This window comes from Flavobacterium solisilvae (assembly GCF_012911605.1).
Taxonomy (GTDB): Bacteria; Bacteroidota; Bacteroidia; order Flavobacteriales; family Flavobacteriaceae; genus Flavobacterium; species Flavobacterium solisilvae.
In genome coordinates this window covers 66843-93842 of the sequence record NZ_JAAMPT010000201.1, presented here as the reverse complement: position 1 = coordinate 93842, position 27000 = coordinate 66843, and the positions used below count along the sequence as shown (strand labels likewise).

Sequence of the window (27000 nt, the reverse complement as noted above, 5' to 3'; positions counted from 1 at the left end):
TGCTCAAACTCCAGTTAAAACCTGTGCTGTTTGTAGCAGTAGTAGCATAAGTTGTAGTCGTTGTACCGTTTGGTAATTGACATGTCGGTTCTGTTCCTGACGAAACTGTTATTGCTGTTGGCGTTCCTACGGTTGGCGTTATGGTAACGGTTCTAACCACTTGCGCCGATGGACCGTTACAACCATTGGCAGTTACTTGAATATCTACTGTTCCTGAGAAACCATTTGCCCATGTCATTTCTCCTGTGGTAGCATTGATGGTTCCTGCTGCCGGATTGCTCAAAGTCCAGTTGAAACCTGTGCTGTTCGTAGCAGTAGTAGTATAAGTAGTTGTGGTTGTACCATTGGTTAACTGACACGTTGGTTGTGTTCCTGACGAAACTGTTATTGCGGTTGGGGTTCCTACGGTAGGTATTACGGTAATCGTCCCTGAACTTGTAGCACTGCCACTGCTTGGCGTGTTAACAAATATTGTTCCTGTTGTTCCTGCTCCTACTATAACTGTTACGCTTGTAGCAGTGGTTGCTGTAATTGTAGCGGGAGTACCGCCAATAGTTACCGTTGTTACATTTGCTAAATTAGTACCTCCTATGGTTATCTCTTCTCCTTGACAAGCACTTGAAGGAAACGAGGTTATTGTTGGTGCTGCCGGAACACAACTTATAGCTAAATTAAATCCAGCACAGGTGTTATTTCCATTAGAAATAAACCGAACAGTTAAAGGACCTGTTGTTGAAGTTCTTGTGGGTACTGGGTAATTTGTACAAATGTTGTTGTTTCCATGATTACTTCCACCCCATAATACATTTCCTCCTGTTCCTATACCATCATAAATGGTAAGGTAGTCTCCATTTCTAGAATTTATAGTACCGGAAACACTAACTAAATTACCCGCAGTTGGATAAATTACAGTATAGCCGTCGGAATTATTAGCATAATTACCTGTGCCGCCACTATCGTATAAATTCCCAGAACACATAGTGTAAGAGTTGTTTCCTGAGGAAGGGACTGTTAGTTCAGATTTGAAAACGCAAATAGTACCGTTCATGAAATTATTACCACCTGTTCTCATAATGCGTAATAAATAAGTAGTATTTGGTAAAACACTTATGTTTGTCAAGTTTGCATTATTTGCACCGGGTACTGTGCAAGAAACTTGTGTTAATGCTCCGCAAGTACCTGTATATAAAGCTAATCCAAACTGTTTTGTGTCGTTACTCTGTCCTTGAGCAGTAACGTAATAAGTATCAGCATCAGTAGTAAAAGTGTACCATCCATCTTTATATGAGGTACCGTTACAAGGAGCAGGTCCATCGTCTGTAAAAGCATTGGTAATATTAAAGTTTGTTGTAGAACAGCTTGTGTTTACCGTTAAAGGAGTTGCATTAGCACATAAATCACTAATTGGCGAAGTAACACAAATGGTTCCATTCATGTCATTATCACTGTTGTATCTTTGAACTCTAATTCGATATCTAACACCTGGTGTAGTAGCATAAGTTATTGTTTCAGTTCCTCCATTGCCAAAATCATCGGCACACGCAAGCGCTGTCATCGTGGTAGAACAACTTCCTGTAAAAAGATGAATAATTGCATCATTTGCACTATAATATGATATGGTTGTAGTAGTGCTTATTGCGTCAAACCAACCCCATGCATCATCATAGTCTCCAGCATTACATCCTGAAGCTCCATCCCAATAATCAGTATTTCCATTGGAATTGAAGTTTACAAAATTACAATTTGTTCCAACAATAATCTGACCAGCAGCTCCATCGCCACAACCGTTTGTTAATTGACTAAAAGCAATGTTGGAAAATCCTAAAAAAGAAAAAATTAGGATTGCAAAAAATTTTCGTTCAACTAGTTGTAGTAGCTGGTTCGTTGTTGAAAAAAAAGTTTTATTTATAACAGTTGTGTAATTATTTTTCATAATGGTTATGGTTTTCATTAAACAAATCTAAAACGAGTTAATTGAATAGTATAAAAATTCAGATACATAGCAAATAAATTCGACAAAATGCTTGTTTTGAATTGTACAAAAAATTGTAATGCAACAAATGTAAGAACTTAGTTGTTAACTTTTATGAAAAAGTAGCAGTTTTTTTTCTGTTAAACACGCTTAAGGTTTAAAAAATATCGATTAAAGTTTAATTTTAATAAAAAAAGTAGGAAATAAATTATTTATTTTTTTATTTTTTTGAATAGCTTAAATAGTTTTTTATAAGTAATTGATTTTTAGTTGATTTTGTTCGATTTTTTGTGCAGTTTGTCGAAAAGGTTTTAAGAAGGTTTTATAAAGGAATTATTTTTTGGAAGTTTAAAAAAGTAAGCTGCACTTTAATTCATAAAATCATAATTGTTTATATTTGTTTAAAATATAAGAGAGTTTGATGAAATCAATTGCTTTACTAATCTTTTTGTTTCCGGTGTTGGTTTTTTCTCAAACAAGCTTTGAAAAAGCTGAAAAACTTTATGCTCAAGAAAAATACCAACAAGCCAAAACACTTTTTGAAAGTCATTTAAAATCCAATCCCAATCATTATAAAACTATTGAATATCTAGGCGATATTGCCGGTCATGAAAAAGACTGGGACGAAGCCATAAAACAATATTCTATTCTTAAAAATCAGTTTCCAAAAACGGCAAATTATTGGTATAAATATGGTGGAGCAATGGGAATGAAAGCCAAGTCAGTCAATAAATTCAAAGCACTCGGAATGATTGACGACATTGAAAATTCTTTTTTGAAAGCCGCAGAATTGGATAAAAAACACATCGAAACGCGATGGGCTTTGGTAATGCTTTATATCGAATTGCCTGGAATTGTTGGCGGTAGCGAAAAAAAAGCCCTCAAATATTCCGATGAATTAATGGAGTTGTCAAAAGTAGATGGTCATCTTTCTAAAGGTTACATCGACGAATATTTCAACCGTTATAAAAAAGCCGAAACTAATTATTTAAAAGCGCATGAAATTGGCAATTCAAAAACTACGTTTCAAAAATTATATCATTTATATTTGAACAAAATTAAAGACAAAGCAAAAGCAACGAAGTTAAAAGAACAATTCGATAATAAATAACAAAACTCAAATTCCAAATTCCAAAACTTTAGATGTTTGGGATTTGGGATTTTAATAATTGGAATTTCAAATGCGTACACATTTCATAGCCATCGGCGGCGCAGCCATGCACAATTTAGCATTAGCACTACACAACAAAGGATATCAAGTTACAGGAAGTGACGACGCGATTTTTGAACCATCAAAATCACGTTTGGAAAAAAAAGGTTTATTGCCTTTAGAAATGGGTTGGTTTCCCGAAAAAATCACTCAAGACATTGAAGCAATCATTTTAGGAATGCACGCCAAAGAAGACAATCCAGAGTTGTTAAAAGCCAAAGAATTAGGATTGAAAATTTATTCGTATCCCGAATTTTTATACGAACAATCCAAAAATAAAACACGAGTGGTTATTGGTGGTTCACATGGGAAAACGACCATAACATCTATGATTTTACACGTGATGCATTATCATAATATTGAAGTCGATTATATGGTTGGTGCACAATTAGAAGGTTTTGATACGATGGTTCATTTAACCGAAAATAACGATTTTATAGTACTTGAAGGCGATGAATATTTATCGTCACCAATCGACAGACGACCAAAATTCCATTTGTATCAACCGAATATTGCTTTACTTTCTGGAATTGCTTGGGATCATATTAATGTGTTTCCAACGTTTGATAATTATGTGGAACAATTTGAAATTTTTGTAAATCAAATTACTAAAGGTGGAATTCTAGTATATAATGAAGAAGACGAAACCGTTAAAAAAGTAGCCGAAGAAACTACAAATACGATTAGAAGATTACCTTATAAAACACCAGAATATACTGTTGAAGACGGAACAACATTATTAGAAACTCCAGAAGGAGCAATGCCAATTGAAGTTTTTGGTGCGCACAATCTAAATAATTTGGCTGGAGCCAAATGGATTTGCCAAAATATGGGCGTTGACGAAGCCGATTTTTACGAAGCCATAGCCAGTTTTAAAGGCGCAAGTAAACGTTTAGAAAAAATCGCCGAAGGAAAAGGAAAAGTAGCTTATAAAGATTTTGCACATTCACCAAGCAAAGTTTCGGCAACGACCAAAGCGGTAAAAAATCAATATCCTGATAGAAAATTAATTGCTTGTTTAGAATTACACACATACAGTAGTTTGAACGCCGAATTTCTGAAAGAATATCAAAATGCTCTTGACGCTGCCGATGTTGCCGTGGTTTTTTATTCACCCGATGCGGTAAAAATTAAGCAATTAGAAGAAGTAACTTACGAGCAAATTGCACAATCCTTCCAAAGAGAAGATTTAATAATTTATACTAATCCAGCCGATTTTAAGAATTTCCTTTTCAGTCAAAATTTTGATAATTCAGCATTACTATTAATGAGTTCAGGAAATTATGGCGGATTGAATTTTGATGAGGTGAAGGAGTTGATGAAGTAGGTTTTGATACCTACGGAATGACAAGTTTGCGGTTAGTTTTTTAGTACAGTTTGTCATTCTGAAACAATTTCAAGCACTGTTTGTCATTCCGTAGGAATCTCAACGATATTTCAAGCAATACATTCACACACAGTTTGTCATTCCGTAGGAATCTAAAAAAGTGATTATGATTGAATACACTGAAGGAATTTATACTTTTTACGTTTACATATTGACAAATAAAAACAGAACAGTTTTATATACTGGTGTAACAAATAATTTAAAACTCCGATTACATCAACACGAAAGTAAACTAAATCCAAATAGTTTTACATCAAAATATAATGCACATTTTCTGATTTATTTTGAAAAGTTTACTTGGATACAATTAGCAATTGAAAGAGAAAAAGAAATAAAAAATCTTTCAAGAGAAAAGAAGTTGAATTTGATAAAGGAAATTAATCCAAACATAGAATTTTGGAACGAACATTTTAAGTAAAAGATTCCTACGGAATGACAAGTTTGCGGTTAGTTTTTTAGTACAGTTTGTTATTTCAAAACAATATCAATCACCGTTTGTCATTCCGTAGGAATCTCAATGATATTTTAAGGAATACATTCACACACAGTTTGTCATTCTGTAGGAATCTAAAAATAGTGTTATGATATTCCAACGAAATGACAAGTTTGAGGATAAAGTTATTCCTTAAACAAATAATGCCCAACAATTTCCCAACTAAACAAACAATCTTCTGCAACTTGTCCGCCACCAACATTGTGAACAATCATCGGATTTCCGTTTGAAGATTTTTTATGAGTAACAATTCCAATGTGGGGTAATTTTCCGCCAATCATCCAAGTAACCATTTCGCCAGTTTTATAATCTGAAGCATTTTTAGAAATAAGTAACTTTTTTCCTTTTCGTTCAAAAAAAACTTCCAAATTTGGAACGCGACGATGATCAATATTAGTGTCCGTTTTTTTCAAACCCCATTTGGTTGGATATTTTGAGAAATTAGCTTTCATATCTTCGTGAACTTCTTTTTGCAAATCAATACCAAGTTTGCGATAAGCACGAATAACCACATCGCTGCAAACTCCAGTTTTGGCAGGAACATCACCATTTGGATATTTTATCGAAACATAATCTGGCGTGTAAACGATACTTTCATCAATGATGGAAATGGCAGTATTGGAAAGCTTTTCTTCAAATGTTTTTGGATTAGCTATCGCTTTAACTTCCTTCTGATTTTGACTGCACGTAAAAAACGCCAATCCAATTAGCAAAAAATAAAATCGTTTCATATATTTAGCTTTTTATTTACAGAACGTAATAATCTAATTTTTAGTATAGTAATTTGGAACAAAATTTCTCCATAAAAAATTGGGCAGAAGACGATAAGCCACGCGAAAAACTAATGCTAAAAGGCAAACAAGCATTGAGTGATGCTGAGTTGATTGCAATTTTAATTGGTTCAGGAAGTCGAAATGAAAGTGCGGTTTCACTAAGCAAAAGAATTCTCGCAAGCGTTGATAACAACCTGAATGCTTTGGGGAAATTATCCTTAAAACAATTGATGGAATTTAAAGGAATAGGCGAAGCAAAAGCCATTTCTATCGCTGCAGCACTCGAATTAGGAAGAAGGCGTAGAGTAGAAGAAACCGTCGAACTCAAGAAAATTTCATCCAGCAAAGCCGTTTTCGACATTATGCAGCCGTTGATTGGTGAATTACCTCACGAAGAATTTTGGGTTTTGTATCTCAATAATTCCAATAAAGTTATACATAAATCGCAGCTTTCCAAAGGCGGAATTGCAGGAACTGTTGTGGATATTCGTTTGGTTTTTAAAATGGCTTTGGAACAAAATGCAACTTCACTCATTTTGACACACAATCATCCATCAGGAAAATTGGAAGCTAGCAATGCGGATAAAGAAATTACCCAAAAACTAAAATTGGCTGGCGAACAACTCGAAATTCGAGTGCTTGATCATATTATAATTACTGAAAAAGGTTATTTGAGTTTTCAAGACGAAGGAATTTTTTAAAACATGAATACAATTACCGATATATTTTTTGACCTCGATCATACGCTTTGGGATTTTGATAAAAATTCTGTTTTGGCATTTGATAAAATTTTTAAAACCCATCATCCAAAGATTGATACCAACCAATTTGTTGAAATTTACGCACCAATAAATCAAGCGTGTTGGAAATTGTATCAGGTTGACAAAATTACTCACGAAGAACTGCGTTATCAACGGTTGAAACAAACATTTGACATCTTGAATTATACTATTTCAGATGAAGAAATAGACCAAATTTCAGTTGATTATATTGAGTTTTTACCCGACAATAATTTACTTTTTGATGGGGCAAAAGAACTTTTGGAATATTTGTTTCCTAAATACAATTTGCATATCATAACCAATGGTTTTGCCGAGGTTCAAACTAGAAAGCTTAAAAATTCAGGAATAGAAAGTTATTTTAAAACCATAACCAATTCAGAAAAGGCAGGAGTAAAAAAACCACATCGAAACATATTCGAATTTGCCTTATCTTTGGCTAAAACAAATAAAGAAAACTCGATTATGATTGGCGATTGTATTGAAGCGGATGTTCAAGGCGCAATCAATTTCGGAATGCGAGCAATTTTATTTGACGAAAAAAATACAAATATTTCAAATGACGTTGAGAAGATTAACCATCTTTTAGAACTAAAAAAAATAATTTAATTATGAAAAAATACCTTTTATTGATTGCCTTCTTTGTTTTCAGTACAACTATTGCGCAAAGTGTCAATGACTATAAATATGTAGTTGTTCCATCAAAATTCGATTTTTTAAAAGAACCCAATAAGTATAACATGAATAGTTTAACGAAAATGTTATTTCAAAAATATGGTTTTGAAGTTTTTATGATGGATGAAGCATTGCCAACTGAAATCGCTAATAACCGATGTAAAGCACTTTTTGCAGATGTTATCGAAGATAAAGCACTTTTGACAACCAAACTTAAAATTATTTTAAAGGATTGTAAAGACAAAGTTGTTTATGAAACAGCTGTCGGAAAAAGCAAAGAAAAAGATTTTGCAAAAGCCTATACACAATCATTTCGCGAAGCTGCACAATCATTTGAGACCTTAAATTATAAATACAACGGCGGAAATGAACTAGCTTCTAACCCAGAAGAAAAACCAGAACCAAAGCAAGAAAGCAAAATTTATAGTCTTGAAACCAATCCTGAAAATCCAGAAGTTTTCTTTTTTGCACAACCCATTGCTAATGGTTTTCAAATTGTAAACAGCGAACCACGAGTAATCATGCGATTGTTTAAAACATCACAGAACAATGTTTTCATCGGAGTTAGAGGTGACGAAAAAGGTGTCGTAATTACCAAAAATGGAAAATGGTTTTTTGAAAACTACGTTGATGGAAAATTAGTTTCAGAACCCATAAATATTAGGTTTTAGTTTTCAGAAAAATAATAAATTTCAACTCACGACTTAGTTAAAATTGATTTTTGAACTTGAAGTTGAATTTGATTTTTGAAGTTGCAATTGTTAATACCCATACTTATCCTTCCAGCGATTTTTCAAGAAAGTACGCAACTCATTTTCGCGAGCATTATTTCCCGGTTTGTAGAAAGCCGTTTGTTTGAGTTCGTCGGGTAAATATTCTTGTTCCGAAAAATTATTTGGGTAATTATGCGAGTATTGGTATTCTTCGCCATAGCCTAACTCTTTCATCAACTTCGTTGGTGCATTTCTAAGATGAATCGGAACCGATAAATCTCCGGTTTGTTTTACAACAGCTTGTGCTTCGCCAATTGCCATATAACTTGCATTACTTTTAGGCGAAGTTGCTAAATAAATAGCACATTGGCTCAAAATAATTCTACTTTCAGGATTTCCAATAGTCGAAACCGCTTGAAACGTATTATTTGCCATAATAAAAGCGGTTGGATTAGCATTGCCAATATCTTCGCTGGACAAAATTAACATTCGTCGCGCGATGAATTTTACATCTTCACCACCTTCAATCATTCGTGCTAACCAATAAACTGCACCATTTGGATCACTACCACGTATAGATTTGATAAATGCCGAAACAATATCATAATGTTGTTCGCCTGTTTTATCATATAAAACGGTATTTTGCTGAACCAAATCCAATACTTTTTGATTGGTGATCAAAATTTCGTCTTCAGCGCTGGCGTTTACGACCAGTTCAAAAATATTTAATAGTTTGCGTCCATCGCCACCAGAAAGTCGCAACAACGCTTCCGATTCTTCGATTTCTATTTTTTTTGTCGCCAAAACCGTGTCAATTTTCATTGCTCGGTTTAGCAAAGCCAATAAATCATCTTTGGAAAACGGATTTAAAACATACACCTGACAACGTGACAATAACGCCGGAATAACCTCAAAACTCGGATTTTCGGTCGTAGCACCAATCAAAGTAACCCAGCCTTTTTCTACCGCCGCAAGAAGCGAATCTTGTTGCGATTTACTAAAACGATGAATCTCATCAATAAACAAAATCGGGTTTTTTGCCGTGAATAATCCGCCACTTTGTTTGGCTTTTTCAATCACATCGCGAATGTCTTTTACACCACTATTTATGGCACTCAACTCATAAAACGGACGATTACTTTGGTTCGCAATAATCTGTGCCAAAGTCGTTTTTCCCGTTCCGGGCGAACCCCAAAAAATCATCGACGGAATAATTCCTCTCGAAATCTGTTGGGTTAACGAACCATTTTCGCCAACTAAATGTAGCTGACTAATATAATCTTCCAACCGTTGCGGTCTGATGCGTTCTGCAAGTGGTGCTTCCATGGCGTAAAAATAAGGTTTTTAATTTTTTTTTGGAGCGAATGGTTCGCACTTTTTTGTTTTCCATTTTCCTGCTTTCCGTTATATTTTTACACCTGTCAGGTTTTTAAAACCTGACAGGTGTAAAAGATACCACTTCAATCAGGGCTAAAATCCAAACTTTTGGTTTCTTTTCAGCTTTGTTTTTCAGTTTTTTGTCATTCCGACGAAGGAGGGATCACATAATCTAGATAATTTGATGAGATTCCTCCTTCGTCGGAATGACAACAGCGTATGACAAAATAGCATTAAATAATTTTTGGTTGTATTTTTGATTAAACAAAATCACACCAAGCTAGCCGAAGTGTTTTTTATATAATGCATAACAACGAAATCAACCATTTTAAATTTACACCTTCGGTTTGGATAGTGCCAACTTTTTTGTTGCTACTCATTTGGATAGTATTTTATATTGAACATAGATTTAACCTCAATTTGACGCAACACGGAATTTTTCCGAGAACTTTCTCAGGATTGCAAGGTGTTTTGTTTAGTCCGTTTTTACATGGTGATTTATCACATATTGCCAATAACAGTTTTCCGCTTTTTATTTTAACAGCTGCTTTGATTTATTTTTACCGCGATATTTCGTTGAAAGTACTTTTGTACGGTATTCTGTTTTCTGGTTTAATCACATGGATAATTGGTCGAAGTTCGTATCATATTGGCGCCAGTGGATTGATTTATGTATTGGTTTCTTTTATTTTCTTTAAAGGAATGATGACGCAATATTTTCGATTGATGGCTTTGTCGTTAACGGTTGTAATGATTTATGGCGGAATGGTTTGGTATGTTTTTCCAAGTCCTGAACTTTCTGATGGAAACAATATTTCTTGGGAAGGACATTTGGCTGGATTTTTAACAGGTTTTGCTTTTGCTGTTTTGTTCAAAACACCCGATTACAAAGAATCCATAAAATACGAATGGGAAAAACCCGATTTCAACCCAATGGAAGATGCGTTCATGAAACGATTTGACGAAAATGGAAACTTTGTAAATCCTCCAAAACCGGAAGAGCTTGAAGTTGTTGAAGAAGAAGTTTTTCCGCCAAAAGTGAATTATGTTTATGTTTTTAAAGAAACTACAGACGATAACAAAAAAGAAGAATAGTTGCTTTTTTAGCCCCGATTGAAGTGGTATCTTTTACACCTGTTAGGTTTTTAAAACCTGACAGGTGTAAAAATATAACGAAAAGCGGGAAAACGGTTTACTGATAAATCCCGAGCGATTCGCTTCAAATTATCTTGTAAGTTTCAACTCGAAACTCGCAACTTTTAACCTCTTTGACGAACAGTTTCATACAAAAACGCGCCGCAAGCCACGGAAACATTTAGCGAACCGATGGTGCCAAACATTGGCAATTTTGCCGCTTCATCAACGATTTTTAAAACCGATGGATTGATGCCGCGATCTTCACTTCCCATGATGATGGCAACGGGTTCGTTGAGTGAAATGTCGTAAAGCTTGTTGTCTGTTTTTTCGGTGGCAGCAACGGTTTTTATTCCGCTTCCTTGAAGGTAAAAAATAGCGTCTTTGATATGGTCAACTTTGCAAATTGGTACGTTGAAAACCGCGCCAGCCGAAGTTTTTACAGTATCGCCATTTACTGGAGCCGAACCTGTTTTTTGAACAATAATGCCGTCAACTCCTGTGCATTCTGCTGTTCTGATGATGGCACCAAAATTTCGAGCATCGCTTAATTGGTCAAGGATTAAAAACAATGGCATTTTTCCACTTTCTACAACGCTATCAACTAGTGTTTCTAGTTTTACAAACGTAATTGGAGCAATGGTTGCCACAGCACCTTGGTGATTATTTGGGGTTAATCGGTTTAATTTTTCAACGGGAACGTAACTGAAATTGATGCTGTTTTTTTTTATCACTTTCATTAATTCTTTCATCAAATCGCCTTGTGCATCGCTTTGAATAAAAACTTTGTCAATTTCTTTTCCAGCCGAAATAGCTTCAATTATTGCTCTAATTCCGAAGATTTGGTTTTCTTTTTCCATGCCGCAAAGGTAAACTTTTTTAAGAAGTTTAAAAGGTTATGTGTTTAAGAGTTTAAAAGTTTGCTTTCAAGCTGATGTGAACTATCGAATTAGATAGTTTTGCGGTTTGTTCTTTGGTGCTTCCGTTGGCATAAATTAGGTTGAATAATCCGTTTTTGGTTTGAAGTCCAATGCCAAAACCAAGTCCTAATAAGGTATCGCTAGTATTCGAAGTGTTGTCTTTAAAATAACCATAATCAATGATGGAATGCGCATAAAGACTAGGTGAAAGTACATAGCGATATTCGGTTAAAATGGAAGTTAAGAGGTTTCCTTGAAGCGAGTTTTCGTTAAACCCGCGAATGGAATTGATGCCGCCAAATCTAAAAAGTTCGTTGACTAAATAATTAGTGCTTTGCAAATAGAAATTCTGCGATTTAATATTGATGATGTTTTTATCGTTCAAATAGAGATTGTGTCTGAAAACTAGATTTCCAAAAAATTGATTGGTGTTTTCGATGTTTGATTCTCGTTTTCCAGTTCCAAATTTGATTTCAAAATAGGTTTTTTCTGGGAAAAGAAAATCGTCAATTTTGAAGTTGGTGTATTCAAATCCTGTTGTGTAAAATGTGCTTTCAAAATCGCTTAACGAAAAGGTGTTTGCGTTTTGAATATCGCTCGATTCGTTGGATTGATAACCAATATAAGCTCGTGTTGTATAATTGAAATAGTAACCTATATCCAAAGCTGTTCGCGTGTTTTGAAATGTGCTGTCTTGTTTGAAAATATTCAAATTGGCTTTAATTCCAAACGGACTTTTGAAAATATATGGAATTTCGGTACCAAGGTTAAAGGTTCGTTGCTCTTGACCATCGCTTTTCCAAAATAGGGAAAGTTTTTCACCCGAATTTAGAACATTATTCAAAATTAAATCAACATAACCGCTAAATACTACTTTGTCTTGTTCGTCGTTTGTAAAACCAATGTAGCCGTCAAAAGTATTGGCTTTTGCTTTTTCTAGATAGACGTATATTTTTGTAGAATCTTGGGTGAATAAAATTTCAGGATATTTAGTTTGTTTTACAAAACGGTATTTTTCGATATCGTTGTGAAGTTTTTCAAGCGTTTGCTGATTGAAAACTTTGTTTTTATATAATCGAATTAAATTCTTTTTGTGGCTTTCAGGAAATTTATCAACGCCATTAATCACGATGTTGTTGACTTGTCTTTTTTTGCCAGTATCAATTTTTAAATTGGCTTTGATAAAATTATTTTCGCGTTCGATATTTTCTAGCGAAACTTTGCTCATGGAATAACCTTTGGTTTCGAGTTTTTTTATAATCGAGTTCAGAAATGCTTCACTTTCGGCAACAGGAATTTGAAATGGATTTTCGTCAGGAAACAATTCGCTAAATTCATTTTCTTTACCTATATATATATGTATCGATTTTGTTTGGTTGCCAATGTTAAATTTGAAACTAAAAACAGAATCATTTTCTTTTTTGCTTTCCAGTTCCCGAAAATCATAAAAACCAAACTGTGTTAACTGTTTTGCAAACAAGTTTTTTTCATCTAATAGACTTTTTACACTTAAATGCTTGCTTTTGTATCCGATAGAATCAATTGTTTTGGTTTCATTTTCTTTATCGGAAGTTATTTTCAAATAGAAATTTTGACCAAAGCTGATTTGGTTACAAAGAATAAAAAAGAGTATGAAGATAAATCTTTTCAATTTTAATGATTATCAGGTTTCAAATTAACGTAAAAAAACAAACTTTAGTATTAGAAAATAATTTAAAAATAATCTATTTGAAAATTAATGAATTAAGATTTGTTTTGATAAAAATAATTACTACATTTGCAACCCCTAAAAATAGGGTAAATTTAAAACATAAGAAATTTTTAGTATTAATTATGCCAACAATTCAACAATTAGTAAGAACAGGAAGAACTCAAATCACTAAGAAGAGTAAATCGGTTGCTTTAGATTCTTGTCCTCAAAGAAGAGGTGTTTGTACGCGTGTTTACACTACTACTCCAAAAAAACCAAACTCTGCAATGCGTAAAGTTGCGCGTGTACGTTTGACTAATGGAAATGAAGTGAATGCCTACATCCCAGGAGAAGGACATAATCTACAAGAGCACTCGATAGTATTAGTGCGAGGCGGAAGAGTAAAAGATTTACCAGGAGTTAGATACCACATCGTTCGTGGTGCGCTTGATACCTCAGGTGTAGCTGGAAGAACGCAAAGAAGATCTAAGTATGGTGCAAAACGTCCAAAAGAGGCGAAAAAGTAATTTTTAAAACTCAAAAAGAAAAGACATGAGAAAAAGAGCAGCGAAGAAAAGACCTCTTTTACCAGATCCAAGGTTTAACGACCAATTGGTAACACGTTTTGTAAACAACTTAATGTGGGATGGTAAAAAATCTACAGCTTTTAAAGTATTTTATGATGCAATTGACATCGTAGAGACAAAGAAAAACAATGATGAAAAATCAGCGTTAGAAGTATGGAAAGATGCGTTAACTAATGTTATGCCTCACGTAGAAGTACGTAGTCGTAGAGTTGGTGGAGCAACATTTCAAATTCCAATGCAAATTAGACCAGACAGAAAAATTTCTATGGCAATGAAGTGGATGATACTTTATGCTAGAAGAAGAAATGAAAAGTCAATGGCTGGAAAATTAGCTTCTGAAATTTTAGCTGCGGCTAAAGAAGAAGGTGCTGCTGTTAAAAAGAGAATGGATACTCACAAAATGGCAGAAGCAAATAAAGCATTCTCTCACTTCAGATTTTAATATTTAAGAAATGGCTAGAGATTTAAAATTTACAAGAAATATTGGTATTGCGGCTCACATTGATGCTGGTAAAACAACAACAACTGAGCGTATATTATTTTACACTGGAAAATCACACAAAATTGGTGAAGTACACGATGGTGCTGCAACAATGGACTGGATGGCGCAAGAGCAAGAAAGAGGTATTACAATTACTTCTGCAGCTACAACTTGTGAATGGAATTTTCCAACTGTGCAAGGTAAAATGACTCCAGAGTCAAAACCTTACCACTTTAATATTATTGATACTCCAGGACACGTTGATTTTACTGTAGAGGTAAACCGTTCTTTACGTGTATTGGATGGGTTAGTTTTCTTATTTAGTGCGGTTGATGGTGTTGAGCCACAGTCAGAAACTAACTGGAGACTTGCTGATCAATATAGAGTTCCACGTATGGGATTCGTAAACAAAATGGATCGTCAAGGTTCTAACTTCTTGAGCGTATGTCAGCAAGTTAGAGATATGCTAAAATCAAATGCTGTTGCAATCACTTTGCCAATTGGTGAAGAAAATGATTTCAAAGGGGTAGTTGATTTAGTAAAAAATCAAGCTATTATTTGGCATGATGCTACTCAAGGTGCAACTTTCGATGTGGTTGAAATTCCAGCTGATATGGTTGACGATGTTAAGCATTACAGAGATATCCTTATTGAAGCGGTTGCTGAGTACGATGAAAATCTACTTGACAAATACATGGAAGATCCGGATTCGATTACTGAAGAAGAAATCAATGCTGCTTTAAGAGCTGCTACAATTGATATGGCTATCATTCCTATGATCGCTGGTTCTTCTTTCAAAAACAAAGGAGTTCAATTCATGTTGGATGCTGTATGTAAATATCTTCCATCTCCATTGGATAAAGAAGGTATCGAAGGTATTCACCCTGATGATGCTGATTTATTAGAAGAAGATCAAACTAAAATCTTGCGTCGTCCAGATGTAAAAGAGCCGTTTGCGGCTTTAGCATTTAAAATTGCTACTGATCCTTATGTTGGCCGTTTGGCTTTCTTCCGTGCTTATTCAGGTCGTTTAGATGCTGGTTCATATATCTTGAACACACGTTCTGGAAACAAAGAAAGAATTTCTCGTATCTATCAAATGCATGCTAACAAGCAAAACCCAATCGAGTATATCGAAGCAGGTGATATTGGTGCAGCAGTTGGATTTAAAGATATCAAGACTGGAGATACAATGTGTGATGAAAAACACCCAATTATTCTTGAGTCAATGAAATTCCCAGATCCGGTAATCGGTATCGCTATCGAGCCAAAAACTAAGGCAGACGTTGATAAAATGGGTATGGCTTTAGCTAAATTAGCAGAAGAAGATCCAACATTTACAGTGAGAACTGACGAAGCTTCTGGACAAACAATTATCTCAGGAATGGGTGAGTTACACTTGGATATTCTTGTAGATCGTATGAAGCGTGAGTTTAAAGTTGAGGTAAACCAAGGTGAACCACAAGTTGAATATAAAGAGGCGTTTACAAAATCAGCACAACACAGAGAAGTTTACAAAAAACAATCTGGAGGTCGTGGTAAATTTGGTGATATTGTATTCCGATTAGAGCCAGCTGATTTAGTAGATGGAAAAGCTCCAATGGGATTACAGTTTGTTAATGAGGTAAAAGGAGGAAACGTTCCTAAAGAATATATTCCTGCTGTTGAAAAAGGTTTCAAAGAAGCAATGAAAACAGGACCATTAGCTGGATATACTGTTGATAGTTTAAAAGTAACCTTGTTAGACGGATCTTATCACCCAGTTGACTCGGATGCTCTTTCTTTCGAATTAGCAGCGAAAATGGGTTACAAAGAAGTAGCAAAAGCTGCTGGTGCAGTTATTCTTGAGCCAATCATGAAAATCGAAGTTATTACTCCAGAAGAAAATATGGGTGATATTGTTGGAGATTTAAATAGAAGAAGAGGTCAAGTAAATGATATGGGCGACAGAAATGGAGCTAAAACTATCAAAGCTAACGTGCCATTATCTGAAATGTTTGGATATGTAACTACATTAAGAACATTGTCTTCAGGTAGAGCAACTTCTACAATGGAATTCTCTCACTACGAGCAAACTCCTTCAAATATTTCTGAAGAAGTAATCAAAAAAGCAAAAGGTAACGCTTAATTTTTATCAAGATGAGTCAAAAAATTAGAATAAAATTAAAGTCTTACGATCACATGTTGGTTGATAAATCAGCAGAAAAAATCGTAAAAACTGTGAAAAGCACAGGTGCTGTTGTAACAGGTCCAATTCCGTTACCTACGCACAAAAAAATATTTACTGTATTACGTTCTCCACACGTTAACAAAAAAGCAAGAGAGCAGTTTGAGGTAAGTTCATACAAAAGATTACTAGACATCTATAGTTCTTCTTCGAAAACTATCGATGCTTTAATGAAACTTGAATTGCCAAGTGGAGTTGAAGTAGAAATCAAAGTATAAGTATACAATTTTCTGAAATGAGTATCAGGAGTAATTTTATTTCTGATACTTATTTCTTTGTTGAAAAAATAAAAAATAAACATTAAATAATTATTAATATGTCTGGGTTAATTGGAAAAAAAATCGGCATGACAAGCATTTTCGACGAAAACGGGAAAAATATTCCTTGTACAGTAATCGAAGCTGGACCTTGTGTCGTTACCCAAGTCAGAACCAATGAGGTTGACGGGTATTCAGCTCTTCAACTTGGTTTCGATGACAAAGGAGAAAAACACGCTACTAAAGCTGATTTAGGTCACTTTAAGAAAGCGGGAACTTCTGCTAAGAAAAAAGTCGTTGAATTCCAAGGATTTGAAGAAAATTACAAATTAGGTGATAATATCACTGTGGAAGTATTCAGCGAAGGAGAATTTGTTGATGTACAAGGTGTTTCAAAAGGTAAAGGTTTCCAAGGTGTTGTAAAACGTCACGGTTTTGGTGGAGTTGGACAAGCTACTCATGGTCAACATAACCGTTTAAGAGCACCAGGTTCTGTAGGAGCATCTTCTTATCCATCACGTGTATTCAAAGGAATGCGTATGGCAGGAAGAATGGGAGGAGATAATGTAAAAGTACAAAATCTTAGAGTTTTGAAAGTAGTTGCTGAAAAGAATCTACTAGTAGTTAAAGGAGCAATTCCTGGACACAAAAACTCTTATGTAATCATTCAGAAGTAATGGAAGTAAAAGTTTTAGATATCAACGGAAAAGATACTGGAAGAAAAGTACAACTTTCTGATTCAGTATTCGGCATTGAGCCAAATAATCACGCAGTATATCTTGATGTTAAGCAATACTTAGCAAATCAAAGACAAGGAACGCACAAAGCTAAAGAAAGAGCAGAAGTTGCAGGTTCTACGCGCAAGATTAAAAAACAAAAAGGTACAGGTACTGCTCGTGCAGGATCTAAGAAAAGTCCATTGTTCAAAGGTGGAGGAACAGTTTTCGGTCCAAGACCAAGAAGCTATTCGTTCAAATTGAACAAAAGTTTAAAAAGATTAGCTCGTAAATCGGCTTTCTCTTTAAAAGTAAAAGAATCAAATTTAGTAGTTGTTGAAGACTTTAATTTTGAAACACCAAACACTAAAAATTTCATCAATGTTTTGAAAGCTTTAGGGTTAGAAAATAAAAAATCTTTATTTGTGTTGGGTGAATCAAATAAAAATGTATATTTGTCGTCACGTAATTTAAAAACGTCTAGTGTTGTAACTAATTCAGAATTAAGCACTTACGAGATTTTAAATGCTAATAATTTAGTTCTTTTAGAGGGTTCTTTAGAAGGAATTGAAGAAAATTTAAGCAAATAATTAGACCATGAGTATCATAATTAAGCCTATCATCACTGAAAAAATCACCAAAGAAGGTGAAGTTTTCAATCGTTTTGGTTTTGTTGTTGACAAAAAAGCAAACAAAGTTCAAATTAAGAAAGCTGTTGAAGCTGCTTACGGAATTTCAGTTGTTTCTGTTAACACGATGAACTATAGAGCTGATAGAACTACTAAATATACTAAAAGTGGTTTAATCAGTGGAAAAACGAATAGCTATAAGAAAGCTGTCGTTCAAGTAAAAGAAGGAGAAACAATAGATTTTTATAATAATATCTAATACAAAATGTCAGTTAGAAAATTAAAACCTATTACCCCTGGTCAGCGTTTTAGAGTTGTGAATGGTTTTGACGCCATCACGACTGATAAGCCGGAGAGATCATTGATCGCACCGATAAAAAACTCAGGCGGTAGAAATAGTCAAGGAAAAATGACCATGCGTTATACAGGCGGTGGTCACAAACAAAGGTATCGTATCATTGATTTTAAAAGAACTAAAGTTGGAGTTCCAGCTACAGTAAAATCAATTGAATATGATCCAAACAGAACGGCTTTTATCGCATTACTTTGGTATGCTGATGGAGAAAAAACATATATTATTGCTCAAAATGGTTTACAAGTTGGGCAGACTGTAGTATCTGGTGAAGGTGCAGCTCCTGAAATTGGAAATACTTTGCCTTTAAGCAAAATTCCATTAGGAACTGTAATTTCTTGTATTGAATTACGTCCAGGTCAAGGTGCTACGATAGCTCGTTCGGCAGGAACATTTGCTCAGTTAATGGCAAGAGATGGAAAATATGCAACAATTAAAATGCCGTCAGGTGAAACAAGATTAATTTTGTTGACTTGTTCAGCTACAATTGGAGCAGTTTCTAACTCAGATCACCAATTGATTGTATCTGGAAAAGCAGGTAGAAGCAGATGGTTAGGAAGAAGACCAAGAACAAGACCAGTTGCGATGAACCCAGTTGATCACCCAATGGGTGGTGGAGAAGGACGTTCGTCTGGAGGTCATCCACGTTCTAGAAAAGGTTTACCAGCTAAAGGTTATAGAACTCGTTCTAAAGTTAACCCGAGCAACAAGTATATTGTAGAACGCAGAAAGAAATAATTAGATAGACATGGCACGTTCATTAAAAAAAGGACCATTTGTTCACTATAAATTAGATAAAAAAGTTCAGGAAAACATTGCTGGAGGAAATAAAGGAGTTGTTAAGACATGGTCTAGAGCTTCAATGATTACACCAGATTTCGTTGGACAAACTATCGCAGTTCACAATGGTCGTCAATTTGTTCCAGTTTATGTAACTGAGAACATGGTAGGACACAAATTAGGAGAGTTTTCACCAACAAGATCTTTTAGGGGTCATGCTGGAGCAAAAAATAAAGGTAAAAAATAAGAAGCAATGGGAGTTCGTAAAAGAGAAACTGCAGACGCAAGAAAAGAGGCTAACAAGTCTATAGCATTTGCTAAATTAAACAATTGCCCTACTTCACCTAGAAAAATGCGCTTAGTAGCAGACTTGGTAAGAGGTCAAAAAGTGGAAAGAGCTTTAAATATATTAAGATTTAGCTCAAAAGAAGCTTCAAGAAAGTTAGAAAAACTTTTGTTATCTGCAATCAACAATTGGGAGCAGAAAAATGCAGAAGGAAATGTAGCTGAAGCAGGCTTATTTGTTAAAACAATCACTGTAGATGGTGGAATGATGTTGAAAAGACTTCGTCCAGCTCCACAAGGAAGAGCACACAGAATTAGAAAACGTTCTAATCACGTAACAATCGTATTAGGACAATTAGATAACACACAAAGCAATTAATAAAGATGGGACAAAAGACAAATCCAATTGGAAACAGACTTGGGATCATCAGAGGATGGGATTCAAACTGGTATGGTGGAAATGATTACGGTGATAAAATTGCCGAAGATTATAAAATCAGAAAGTATATCCACGCTCGTTTATCAAAAGCTAGTGTATCAAAAGTAATCATCGAGAGAACTTTAAAACTTGTAACCGTTACTATCACTACTGCAAGACCAGGTATTATTATCGGGAAAGGCGGACAAGAGGTAGACAAGTTAAAAGAAGAACTTAAGAAAATTACTGACAAAGAGGTTCAAATCAATATCTTTGAAATCAAAAGACCTGAGCTTGATGCTTATCTAGTTGCGACTAGTATCGCTCGTCAAATTGAAAGCCGTATTTCATACAGAAGAGCTATTAAAATGGCTATCGCAGCAGCAATGCGTATGAATGCAGAAGGTATCAAAGTAATGATTTCTGGTCGTTTGAATGGAGCTGAAATGGCACGTTCAGAAATGTTCAAAGAAGGAAGAATTCCTCTATCAACTTTCAGAGCCGATATTGATTATGCTCTTGGTGAAGCTCACACTACTTATGGTAGAATGGGTATCAAAGTATGGATCATGAAAGGTGAGGTTTACGGAAAACGTGATTTATCTCCACTAGTTGGAATGGATAAAAAACAAGCTTCTGGTGGAAAAGGTGGCGATTCTTCAAAAGGAGATAGAAAGCCTTATAACAAAGGTGGTAAACCAGATGCACGTAAAAGAAAGTAATTTTTAAACTAAAGAAAAATGTTACAGCCTAAAAGAACAAAATACCGTAAGGTACAGAAAGGTAGAATGAAGGGCGTTTCTCAAAGAGGACACGAACTTTCTAATGGAATGTTTGGAATTAAATCAGTACATGAAACCGGAATGTTCTTAACTTCACGTCAAATCGAAGCTGCACGTATTGCTGCAACTCGTTTTATGAAAAGAGAAGGACAATTATGGATTAAAATTTTCCCAGATAAACCAATTACCAAAAAACCTCTAGAGGTACGTATGGGTAAAGGAAAAGGAGCCGTTGAATATTGGGCTGCTGTTGTTAAACCAGGAAAAATCATGTTTGAAGTTGGTGGAGTTCCACTTTCTGTTGCTAAAGAAGCTTTGCGTTTAGCAGCACAAAAACTTCCAGTAAAAACTAAGTTTGTAGTTGCTAGAGATTTCGAAGCATAATCAAAAAAATTATTATGAAACAATCAGAAATTATCGGTCTATCTACAGCTGAGTTACAAGTAAAACTTGCTGAGTTGAGAAAAGCATACCAAGATTTAACATCTGCCCATGCTATTTCTCCAATCGCTAACCCACTTCAAATTAGAGGTGCAAGAAGAGCTGTTGCTAGAGTAGCAACTGAGCTAACTAAAAGAGAGTTACAATAATTGTATGCTAGCTGAAAAGATGGAAAAAAGAAATTTAAGAAAAGAAAGAATAGGTGTTGTTACTTCTAACAAAATGGATAAATCTATTGTTGTTGCTGAAGAAAGAAGAGTAAAACACCCATTATATGGTAAGTTCGTGTTGAAAACTAAAAAGTATCATGCACACGACGAAAAAAATGACTGTAACATTGGAGATACAGTAAAGATCATGGAAACACGACCTTTATCAAAAACAAAATGTTGGAGATTAGTTGAAATCATTGAAAGAGCTAAGTAATTATGGTACAACAAGAATCGAGATTAAAAGTAGCAGATAACACAGGAGCAAAAGAAGTTTTGACTATCCGTGTTTTAGGAGGAACGAAACGTCGTTATGCCTCTGTTGGAGATAAAATTGTAGTATCAATTAAAGATGCAACACCAAACGGTAACGTTAAAAAAGGTGCTGTTTCTACTGCAGTTGTTGTACGTACCAAAAAAGAAGTGAGAAGAGCTGATGGTTCTTATATCCGTTTCGATGACAATGCGTGTGTTCTTTTGAACGCAGCAGGAGAAATGAGAGGAACTCGTGTTTTTGGTCCGGTTGCAAGAGAACTTCGTGAAAAACAATTCATGAAAATTGTATCATTAGCACCAGAAGTGCTTTAATTCGTTAGTAAGATGATAAAGCTAAAAATAAAATCAGGAGACATTGTAACAGTTATCGCAGGTGACCACAAAGGTGCTGAAGGTAAAGTTGTTAGTGTTGACCGTGAAAAAAACAAAGCAATCGTTGAAGGTGTGAACATGGTTTCAAAACATACAAAACCAAGTGCAAAAAACCCTCAAGGAGGAATTGTTAAGAAAGAAGCTCCAATTCATATTTCAAACTTAGCTTTGATAGATCCAAAATCTAAAAAGGCAACTAAAGTTGGAATCAAAACAGAAGGAGATAAGAAAGTGAGATTTTCAAAAAAATCTAATCAAGTATTATAGTTATGGCATATACACCTAGACTTAAACAAGAATATAAGGACAGAGTAATTGCTGCCCTTAAAGAAGAATTCGGATATAAAAACGTAATGCAAGTTCCAAAATTGGAAAAAATCGTTTTAAGCCGTGGAGTTGGAGCAGCAGTTTCTGATAAAAAACTAGTTGACTATGCAGTTGATGAGTTAACTAAAGTTACTGGACAAAAAGCAGTGGCTACTATTTCTAAGAAAGACGTTGCGTCTTTCAAATTGAGAAAAGGTATGCCAATTGGTGCAAAAGTTACTCTTAGAGGCGAAAGAATGTATGAGTTTTTAGATAGACTTATTACTTCATCTTTACCACGTGTAAGAGATTTTAATGGTATCAAAGCAACTGGTTTCGACGGAAGAGGTAATTACAACCTTGGAGTTACTGAACAAATCATTTTCCCAGAAATTGATATTGACAAAGTAAACAAAATCTCAGGTTTGGATATTACATTTGTAACTTCTGCAAACACTGACAAAGAAGCAAAGTCATTATTGGCTGAATTAGGTTTACCTTTTAAAAAGAATTAAGACATGGCTAAAGAATCAATGAAAGCCCGTGAGGTTAAAAGAGCTAAAACGGTAGCTAAGTACGCTGAGAAAAGAAAAGCTTTATTAGAAGCTGGAGATTACGAAGGGTTACAAAAATTACCAAAAAATGCTTCACCAGTTCGTATGCACAATCGTTGCAAATTAACAGGAAGACCAAGAGGTTATATGCGTCAATTCGGTATTTCACGTGTAACATTCCGTGAAATGGCTAATCAAGGTTTAATACCAGGAGTAAAAAAAGCTTCTTGGTAATCTCGCAAAAAGTTATTACTTTTGCAAACCAAAAAATAATTTAACTGGTTAAAGGTTCATTTAGTGAGTACTTTTTGAAAACCATAACCGCAAATTTATACATATGTATACAGATCCAATTGCAGATTATCTTACGAGAGTTAGAAATGCAGTGATGGCAAACCACAAAGTGGTTGAGATTCCAGCCTCTAACTTAAAAAAAGAAATCACAAAAATTTTATTTGATCAAGGATATATCCTTAGTTACAAATTTGATGATACCACTGTTCAAGGTACCATCAAGATTGCTTTGAAGTATGATAAAGATACAAAAGAGCCAGTAATTAGAGATATCCAAAGAATTAGTAAACCAGGTTTACGTAAATACGCAGGTGCTGCTAAATTGCCTAGAATCCTTAACGGATTAGGGATTGCTATTGTTTCAACTTCAAAAGGTCTTATGACTGGGAAACAAGCTAAGCAATTAAATGTTGGTGGAGAAGTAATTTGTTACGTATACTAATAAACAGTTAAACAATGTCAAGAATAGGTAAAAATCCAATTTCAATTCCTGCAGGTGTAACTGTTGAAGTTAACGAAAATACAGTTACTGTAAAAGGAAAATTAGGTCAACTTTCACAAGATTACTCAGATGTAACTATTAAAGTTGAAGAAGGTCAATTAACAGTTGAAAGATCTTCTGATAATAAAGAACAAAGAGCAAAACACGGATTATACAGATCTTTAATCAATAATATGATTGTAGGTGTATCTGAAGGTTTTACAAAAGAATTAGAATTGGTTGGAGTTGGTTATAGAGCTTCAAATCAAGGTCAAAAATTAGACTTAGCATTAGGTTTTTCTCATAATATCATTTTAGAAGTTGCTCCAGAAGTAAAATTAGAGACAATTTCAGAAAAAGGAAAAAATCCAATCGTGAAGTTAACTTCTCATGACAAACAATTAATCGGTCAAATCGCTGCAAAAATCAGAGGTTTCCGTAAACCAGAACCTTACAAAGGAAAAGGAGTTAAGTTTGTTGGTGAAGTATTAAGAAGAAAAGCAGGTAAATCAGCGTAAAAATTAGCATTATGTCATTAACAAAAACTGAAAGAAGACAAAGAATTAAATTCAGAATCAGAAAGATTGTTAGCGGTACTGCTGCTAAACCAAGATTATCTGTATTCAGAAGTAATAAAGAAATCTATGCACAACTAATTGATGATGTGAACGGAGTTACTTTATTAGCAGCTTCATCGAGAGATAAAGGAATAGATAACAAAGGTACAAACGTTGAAGTTGCTGCAGCAGTTGGAAAACTAGCAGCAGAAAAAGCTTTAAAAGCTGGTATTGATACAGTGACTTTTGATAGAGGAGGTTATTTATACCACGGTCGTATTAAATCATTAGCAGAAGGCGCTAGAGCCGCTGGACTTAAATTCTAATATATTATGTCTAAATACAAAAATGTAGAATTAGTAAAACCTAGCGGTCTTGAATTAAAAGATCGTTTGGTAAGTGTAAATCGTGTTACCAAAGTAACTAAAGGAGGTAGAGCTTTTGGCTTTTCTGCTATTGTTGTTGTAGGTGATGAAAATGGTGTTGTAGGTCACGGATTAGGAAAATCTAAAGACGTATCTGAAGCAATTGCAAAAGCAGTTGAAGATGCAAAAAAGAATTTAGTTAGAATTCCTTTAAGTGGTCAATCAGTGCCTCACGAACAAAAAGGTAAATTTGGTGGAGCAGCGGTATATTTAATGCCTGCGTCTCATGGTACAGGAGTTATTGCTGGTGGTGCTGTTCGTGCAGTACTTGAATCAGTTGGTATTCATGATGTATTATCAAAATCTCAAGGTTCATCAAATCCTCACAATGTGGTTAAAGCTACTTTTGATGCTTTATTACAAATGAGAAGTGCTTACACTGTTGCAAAACAAAGAGGTATTTCTTTAGAAAAAGTATTTAAAGGTTAATTCAAGGAAATTATGGCAAAGATATTAGTAAAACAAGTAAGAAGTCAAATCAACTGTCCGTTGACACAAAAGAAAACTTTAGTAGCTCTTGGGCTTAAAAGATTAGGACAAGTTGTTGAGCATGATTCAAATCCTGCTATCCTTGGAATGGTAAATAAAGTTAAACACTTGGTTTCTGTAGAAGAAACTAAATAACAAATTATAGTTATGAATTTAAGTAACTTGCAACCAGCTGAAGGTTCAACACACAATCAAAATAAAAGAGTAGGTAGAGGAGAAGGTTCTGGAAAAGGTGGTACTGCTGCACGTGGTCACAAAGGAGCAAAATCTCGTTCTGGTTATTCTAAAAAGATTGGTTTTGAAGGAGGTCAAATGCCACTTCAAAGACGTGTGCCTAAGTTTGGTTTTAAAAATATTAATCGTGTTGAGTACCAAGGTGTAAATCTTGATACTTTACAAGCATTAGTAGATAATGGTTTAGTAACAGATACAGTAGATTTTACTGTTTTAGTAGAAAATAGATTAGCTACTAAAAATGAAGTTGTTAAAATATTAGGAAGAGGAGAGTTAAAAGCAAAATTAAAAGTAACCGCTCATAAATTTACTGCTACTGCAAAAGCTGCTATCGAAGCTGCTGGAGGAGAAGTTGTAACATTATAATTGTATAAACAATGAAGAAGTTTTTTGAATCATTAAATAATGTTTGGAAAATAGAAGAACTAAAAAACAGAATTCTAATTACATTAGGTTTGTTATTAGTTTACCGATTTGGAGCACATGTTACTTTACCAGGTATTGATGCGACTCAATTGAATAGCTTAGCAGGACAAACAGAACAAGGTATTGGATCAATACTAGATATGTTTACTGGTGGAGCTTTTTCAAAAGCGTCAGTATTTGCTTTAGGAATTATGCCTTACATCTCGGCTTCAATTGTAGTACAATTAATGGGTATTGCTATTCCATACCTACAAAAGCTTCAGAAAGATGGTGAAAGCGGAAGAAAAAAGATAAATCAAATCACTAGATGGTTAACAATCGCAATTACTTTAGTTCAAGGTCCAGGTTATATCTATAACTTATACAGAACTTTACCTAGTAGTGCATTCCTTTTAGGTTTTGATTCTTTTTCATTCTTATTCTCATCTGTTTTAATTCTTACTACAGGTACAATTTTTGCCATGTGGTTAGGAGAAAAAATTACTGATAAAGGTATTGGAAACGGTATTTCACTTTTAATTATGGTTGGTATTTTAGCAAGACTTCCTCAAGCTTTACTTCAGGAGTTTACATCTAAAGTAACTAACAATAATGGTGGTCCAATGCTTCTTGTTTTTGAAATAGTGGTATGGCTATTAGTAATAATTGCTTGTGTACTTTTAGTAATGGCTGTTAGAAAAATTCCTGTACAGTATGCTCGTCGTACTACAGCAGGAGATTTTGAACAAGATATGTTAGGTGGAAACAGACAATGGATTCCATTAAAATTAAACGCATCAGGAGTAATGCCAATCATTTTTGCTCAAGCAATTATGTTTATTCCTGCAGCTTTAGCTGGTCTTTCAAAATCTGAAACTTCTCAGTCTATAGCAGGAGAGTTTAGTAATATGTTTGGTTTTTGGTACAATTTTGTATTTGCATTGTTAATATTAATATTTACTTATTTCTATACAGCAATTACAGTACCAACAAACAAAATGGCCGATGATTTAAAGAGAAGCGGTGGATTTATTCCTGGTGTAAAGCCAGGTGTTGAAACATCAGATTTTCTTGATAGAATTATGTCATTAATAACATTCCCTGGTGCATTATTTCTTGCTTTAATTGCTGTGTTCCCAGCTATAGTAGTAAGCTTAGATGTACAACAATCTTGGGCAATGTTCTATGGAGGTACTTCGCTAATCATTATGGTTGGTGTTGCTATCGATACTATTCAACAAATAAATTCTTATTTATTGAATAAACACTATGATGGATTGATGAAAAGTGGTAAAAATAGAAAAGCAGTAGCTTAATTTT

The 27000-nt window shown here is 34.5% G+C and carries 37 protein-coding genes; 32 read left to right on the top strand and 5 right to left on the bottom strand.

Annotated features, from left to right (window positions below):
• Positions 1-1933, bottom strand: a 1933-nt coding sequence (locus G6042_RS04790) for an IPT/TIG domain-containing protein (protein WP_169523166.1), incomplete at its 3' end; no start/stop codon positions are given.
• A gap of 460 nt (positions 1934-2393) precedes the next feature.
• On the opposite strand from G6042_RS04790, the gene G6042_RS04785 reads away from it, so the two are divergent.
• The 3 genes from G6042_RS04785 to G6042_RS04775 all read left to right on the top strand — a co-directional run bounded on the left by G6042_RS04785 (position 2394) and on the right by G6042_RS04775 (position 4987).
• Entirely contained in the window at positions 2394-3083 is a 690-nt protein-coding gene (locus G6042_RS04785) for a tetratricopeptide repeat protein (protein WP_169523165.1), read from the top strand.
• 70 nt (positions 3084-3153) lie between these two features.
• Complete coding sequence (locus G6042_RS04780) at positions 3154-4509, top strand: UDP-N-acetylmuramate--L-alanine ligase (RefSeq protein WP_169523164.1); 1356 nt, start codon at positions 3154-3156, stop codon at positions 4507-4509.
• Between the two features lie 166 nt (positions 4510-4675).
• Positions 4676-4987: a GIY-YIG nuclease family protein gene (locus G6042_RS04775; RefSeq protein ID WP_169523163.1), complete on the top strand. Its 312-nt coding sequence runs from the start codon at positions 4676-4678 to the stop codon at positions 4985-4987.
• 200 nt (positions 4988-5187) lie between these two features.
• Here the strand turns inward: G6042_RS04775 and G6042_RS04770 are convergent, their stop codons facing one another.
• Positions 5188-5793, bottom strand: a complete 606-nt coding sequence (locus G6042_RS04770; protein WP_169523162.1) for a DUF1287 domain-containing protein — start codon at positions 5791-5793, stop codon at positions 5188-5190.
• Positions 5794-5846: 53 nt separating this feature from the next.
• Between G6042_RS04770 and radC the strand changes: the two genes are divergently transcribed.
• Genes radC through G6042_RS04755 form a run of 3 tightly spaced genes read left to right on the top strand, consistent with a single transcriptional unit; the run spans position 5847 to position 7960 of the window.
• A complete protein-coding gene (gene radC, locus G6042_RS04765) occupies positions 5847-6536 on the top strand; it encodes a RadC family protein (protein WP_169523161.1) in 690 nt (229 codons plus the stop codon).
• 3 nt (positions 6537-6539) lie between these two features.
• Entirely contained in the window at positions 6540-7223 is a 684-nt protein-coding gene (locus G6042_RS04760; protein WP_169523160.1) for a YjjG family noncanonical pyrimidine nucleotidase, read from the top strand.
• A 2-nt stretch (positions 7224-7225) separates the two neighbouring features.
• Positions 7226-7960, top strand: a complete 735-nt coding sequence (locus G6042_RS04755) for a hypothetical protein (RefSeq protein WP_169523159.1) — start codon at positions 7226-7228, stop codon at positions 7958-7960.
• Between the two features lie 90 nt (positions 7961-8050).
• On the opposite strand, the gene G6042_RS04750 is transcribed toward G6042_RS04755, so the two are convergent.
• Positions 8051-9328, bottom strand: coding sequence for a replication-associated recombination protein A (locus G6042_RS04750; protein WP_169523158.1), 1278 nt, complete (start codon positions 9326-9328; stop codon positions 8051-8053).
• A 354-nt stretch (positions 9329-9682) separates the two neighbouring features.
• Between G6042_RS04750 and G6042_RS04745 the strand changes: the two genes are divergently transcribed.
• Positions 9683-10474, top strand: coding sequence for a rhomboid family intramembrane serine protease (locus G6042_RS04745; protein ID WP_169523157.1), 792 nt, complete (start codon positions 9683-9685; stop codon positions 10472-10474).
• A gap of 164 nt (positions 10475-10638) precedes the next feature.
• On the opposite strand, the gene rlmB is transcribed toward G6042_RS04745, so the two are convergent.
• Positions 10639-11373: a 23S rRNA (guanosine(2251)-2'-O)-methyltransferase RlmB gene (rlmB, locus tag G6042_RS04740; RefSeq protein WP_169523156.1), complete on the bottom strand. Its 735-nt coding sequence runs from the start codon at positions 11371-11373 to the stop codon at positions 10639-10641.
• 52 nt (positions 11374-11425) lie between these two features.
• The gene (locus tag G6042_RS04735; protein WP_235933191.1) at positions 11426-13015 is read right to left on the bottom strand and encodes a BamA/TamA family outer membrane protein; all 1590 of its coding nucleotides are present in this window, start codon (positions 13013-13015) and stop codon (positions 11426-11428) included.
• 251 nt (positions 13016-13266) lie between these two features.
• Between G6042_RS04735 and rpsL the strand changes: the two genes are divergently transcribed.
• The 25 genes from rpsL to secY all read left to right on the top strand — a co-directional run bounded on the left by rpsL (position 13267) and on the right by secY (position 26996).
• Positions 13267-13650, top strand: coding sequence for a 30S ribosomal protein S12 (rpsL, locus tag G6042_RS04730; RefSeq protein ID WP_007136570.1), 384 nt, complete (start codon positions 13267-13269; stop codon positions 13648-13650).
• Positions 13651-13675: 25 nt separating this feature from the next.
• A complete protein-coding gene (rpsG, locus tag G6042_RS04725; RefSeq protein WP_169523154.1) occupies positions 13676-14152 on the top strand; it encodes a 30S ribosomal protein S7 in 477 nt (158 codons plus the stop codon).
• 10 nt (positions 14153-14162) lie between these two features.
• Positions 14163-16319 (top strand): elongation factor G, encoded by a 2157-nt coding sequence (gene fusA, locus G6042_RS04720; RefSeq protein ID WP_169523153.1) that lies wholly within the window; start codon positions 14163-14165, stop codon positions 16317-16319.
• An 11-nt stretch (positions 16320-16330) separates the two neighbouring features.
• Positions 16331-16636 carry a 30S ribosomal protein S10 gene (rpsJ, locus tag G6042_RS04715; RefSeq protein WP_026710316.1) on the top strand — a complete coding sequence of 102 codons (306 nt, stop codon included), beginning with the start codon at positions 16331-16333 and terminating at the stop codon, positions 16634-16636.
• 98 nt (positions 16637-16734) lie between these two features.
• On the top strand, positions 16735-17352 hold the full coding sequence (gene rplC, locus G6042_RS04710) for a 50S ribosomal protein L3 (protein ID WP_162126315.1): 618 nt from the start codon (positions 16735-16737) through the stop codon (positions 17350-17352).
• Positions 17352-17981: a 50S ribosomal protein L4 gene (gene rplD, locus G6042_RS04705; protein WP_169523152.1), complete on the top strand. Its 630-nt coding sequence runs from the start codon at positions 17352-17354 to the stop codon at positions 17979-17981. Before rplC ends, rplD begins: the two co-directional genes overlap by 1 nt.
• A gap of 7 nt (positions 17982-17988) precedes the next feature.
• Entirely contained in the window at positions 17989-18279 is a 291-nt protein-coding gene (gene rplW / locus G6042_RS04700; RefSeq protein ID WP_121312852.1) for a 50S ribosomal protein L23, read from the top strand.
• A gap of 6 nt (positions 18280-18285) precedes the next feature.
• On the top strand, positions 18286-19110 hold the full coding sequence (gene rplB / locus G6042_RS04695; protein ID WP_169523151.1) for a 50S ribosomal protein L2: 825 nt from the start codon (positions 18286-18288) through the stop codon (positions 19108-19110).
• Positions 19111-19120: 10 nt separating this feature from the next.
• Positions 19121-19399, top strand: a complete 279-nt coding sequence (rpsS, locus tag G6042_RS04690) for a 30S ribosomal protein S19 (RefSeq protein WP_007136562.1) — start codon at positions 19121-19123, stop codon at positions 19397-19399.
• Positions 19400-19405: 6 nt separating this feature from the next.
• On the top strand, positions 19406-19816 hold the full coding sequence (gene rplV, locus G6042_RS04685; protein ID WP_169523150.1) for a 50S ribosomal protein L22: 411 nt from the start codon (positions 19406-19408) through the stop codon (positions 19814-19816).
• A 5-nt stretch (positions 19817-19821) separates the two neighbouring features.
• Positions 19822-20577 carry a 30S ribosomal protein S3 gene (gene rpsC / locus G6042_RS04680; protein ID WP_169523149.1) on the top strand — a complete coding sequence of 252 codons (756 nt, stop codon included), beginning with the start codon at positions 19822-19824 and terminating at the stop codon, positions 20575-20577.
• Between the two features lie 18 nt (positions 20578-20595).
• Positions 20596-21021, top strand: coding sequence for a 50S ribosomal protein L16 (gene rplP / locus G6042_RS04675; RefSeq protein WP_131476292.1), 426 nt, complete (start codon positions 20596-20598; stop codon positions 21019-21021).
• A gap of 14 nt (positions 21022-21035) precedes the next feature.
• Entirely contained in the window at positions 21036-21227 is a 192-nt protein-coding gene (gene rpmC, locus G6042_RS04670; RefSeq protein ID WP_169523148.1) for a 50S ribosomal protein L29, read from the top strand.
• Between the two features lie 19 nt (positions 21228-21246).
• Positions 21247-21504, top strand: a complete 258-nt coding sequence (gene rpsQ / locus G6042_RS04665; protein ID WP_169523147.1) for a 30S ribosomal protein S17 — start codon at positions 21247-21249, stop codon at positions 21502-21504.
• A 2-nt stretch (positions 21505-21506) separates the two neighbouring features.
• Positions 21507-21875, top strand: coding sequence for a 50S ribosomal protein L14 (rplN, locus tag G6042_RS04660; RefSeq protein WP_007803649.1), 369 nt, complete (start codon positions 21507-21509; stop codon positions 21873-21875).
• A 12-nt stretch (positions 21876-21887) separates the two neighbouring features.
• The gene (gene rplX, locus G6042_RS04655; RefSeq protein WP_169523146.1) at positions 21888-22202 is read left to right on the top strand and encodes a 50S ribosomal protein L24; all 315 of its coding nucleotides are present in this window, start codon (positions 21888-21890) and stop codon (positions 22200-22202) included.
• A 2-nt stretch (positions 22203-22204) separates the two neighbouring features.
• Positions 22205-22756: a 50S ribosomal protein L5 gene (gene rplE, locus G6042_RS04650; protein ID WP_169523145.1), complete on the top strand. Its 552-nt coding sequence runs from the start codon at positions 22205-22207 to the stop codon at positions 22754-22756.
• 3 nt (positions 22757-22759) lie between these two features.
• Positions 22760-23029 carry a 30S ribosomal protein S14 gene (gene rpsN, locus G6042_RS04645; protein WP_169523144.1) on the top strand — a complete coding sequence of 90 codons (270 nt, stop codon included), beginning with the start codon at positions 22760-22762 and terminating at the stop codon, positions 23027-23029.
• A gap of 103 nt (positions 23030-23132) precedes the next feature.
• On the top strand, positions 23133-23531 hold the full coding sequence (gene rpsH, locus G6042_RS04640) for a 30S ribosomal protein S8 (protein ID WP_169523143.1): 399 nt from the start codon (positions 23133-23135) through the stop codon (positions 23529-23531).
• A 14-nt stretch (positions 23532-23545) separates the two neighbouring features.
• Positions 23546-24088: a 50S ribosomal protein L6 gene (gene rplF, locus G6042_RS04635; RefSeq protein WP_169523142.1), complete on the top strand. Its 543-nt coding sequence runs from the start codon at positions 23546-23548 to the stop codon at positions 24086-24088.
• A gap of 11 nt (positions 24089-24099) precedes the next feature.
• Entirely contained in the window at positions 24100-24453 is a 354-nt protein-coding gene (rplR, locus tag G6042_RS04630) for a 50S ribosomal protein L18 (protein WP_169523141.1), read from the top strand.
• Positions 24454-24456: 3 nt separating this feature from the next.
• Positions 24457-24981 (top strand): 30S ribosomal protein S5, encoded by a 525-nt coding sequence (rpsE, locus tag G6042_RS04625; RefSeq protein ID WP_169523170.1) that lies wholly within the window; start codon positions 24457-24459, stop codon positions 24979-24981.
• 12 nt (positions 24982-24993) lie between these two features.
• A complete protein-coding gene (rpmD, locus tag G6042_RS04620) occupies positions 24994-25176 on the top strand; it encodes a 50S ribosomal protein L30 (RefSeq protein WP_169523140.1) in 183 nt (60 codons plus the stop codon).
• 12 nt (positions 25177-25188) lie between these two features.
• Positions 25189-25641 carry a 50S ribosomal protein L15 gene (rplO, locus tag G6042_RS04615; protein WP_169523139.1) on the top strand — a complete coding sequence of 151 codons (453 nt, stop codon included), beginning with the start codon at positions 25189-25191 and terminating at the stop codon, positions 25639-25641.
• Positions 25642-25652: 11 nt separating this feature from the next.
• Positions 25653-26996, top strand: coding sequence for a preprotein translocase subunit SecY (gene secY / locus G6042_RS04610; RefSeq protein WP_169523138.1), 1344 nt, complete (start codon positions 25653-25655; stop codon positions 26994-26996).
• The last annotated feature ends 4 nt before the right edge of the window (positions 26997-27000 follow it).